Here is a 1,462-nt window from a genome sequence, read left to right as displayed (position 1 = left end):
GTTTGCAGGTAGTTTCTGATATTACTAACATAGTGCATCGCTTGACCATAACGGCTGTTTGAGGCTCTATTTTCTGAGAGATAATCATAGACGTTCGCCCAGCTTTTATCATCTATCCCTTGCGCGCGCAGCTCACGTTGAATACGTTTTACCGCGTTTGGTCCCATATTATAACCTGCTAAGGCAAACCAGATGCGATCAGTCTTTGGCACATCAGCAAAATCTGCTTTGACCTGCTCAAGGTAGCGCGCGCCGCCGCCGATACTTTGATATGGATCAACGCGATCTGAGACGCCCATCGCTTTAGCCGTGCTATTGGTAAGCATCATAATACCGCGTACACCCGTTGGCGACACTGCGCTGGCATCTAAGTGCGACTCTTGGTAGCCCATAGCGACAAGCAGCTCCCAATCGTGATTGTAGTTTTGTGCCTGCTGCTGAAACGACGACTGATAATCGGGCAAAGTCTCAGTCAAGGTTTTTTGAAAATGATCCTGACTATAGGCATCTTTTAATAAGTTTTGATTATAAAATGCGGCCAGCTTCTGCGTGTCATCGAGCTTAATGCTATCACACAAAAAAGTACTGGCTTTTTGTGATAGCGGATCATCTGAGCCATTAAAGCTCCAGCTCACCTTTGGATGCAGACCATTATCAGTTAAATTACTATCATAACCGCAGCTTAGATTGACTGAGGACACGCCAAGCTGACTTTTCAGTTGCGTACTGGCTGTCGTCAATGCCATATCCGCTGCGCCTGCTTGAACCGCCTTTAGCGCCGCTTGCTCATTGGCATAAGCCTTTAGATTGACGCTAACGCCAAGCTTATCTGCGTAATCACGCACTAAGTCATAGCCAAAACCATGCTGAAAACCATCGGTAGCAAAATAAGTACTATCACCAGGTACGGCTGCGATGGTCAGCGTCTGCTCAAGCATGACATTGTCATATGCTGCGACGTCATTATTCATAGTTGTCAAACTCTCAGCTGGCAAAGATAGCATAGCGATACCTGAGACTTGAACGAACTTTTTAGATTTTGCAAAACGGACTTTTGAGAGGGTGGGGCTTGATGGAACGAGGTTACTTCTAGTGGTAAGCGCGCGCTTAGAGGGCTTTAATAAATGCGATATACGGCGTTTAACCCCTTGCGTTGACACTTTGACACGATAAGTAATACGTTGCATGGATGTCTCCTGATTTTAGCCATCCTACTTATCTTAAACGTACCTAACAGATCCAAAAGCAGTACGTTTTCAACCGTGCTTTAGCCTATCATTAATAGATTGGAGCATAGTCTTGTTCTATTAGCGCTCATCGTATGCCAATCATTAATTAGCTGACGTAAGCAAGTAATCTATTTGTGCAAGCTGAGTTAAGATGTTCAATTAAGAAACTGACGCGCACAGCATTACGAAGGATAGTATGCAGATGATTCCTTCATCAAAACAGATTAAATGGC

1 protein-coding gene is annotated in these 1,462 nt (G+C 44.7%); it reads right to left on the bottom strand.

Translation table 11 applies throughout. The features are described 5' to 3' along the window. Positions 1-1,187: transglycosylase SLT domain-containing protein (locus tag ACTXGO_RS13670; protein WP_443574907.1), on the bottom strand; the 1,187-nt coding region annotated here is incomplete at its 3' end. Between the last annotated feature and the right edge of the window lie 275 nt (positions 1,188-1,462).

The organism is Psychrobacter sp. T6-1, from assembly GCF_052258445.1.
Note: the sequence above shows the minus strand (reverse complement) of the source record. Positions and strands in the feature narration are given on the sequence as shown.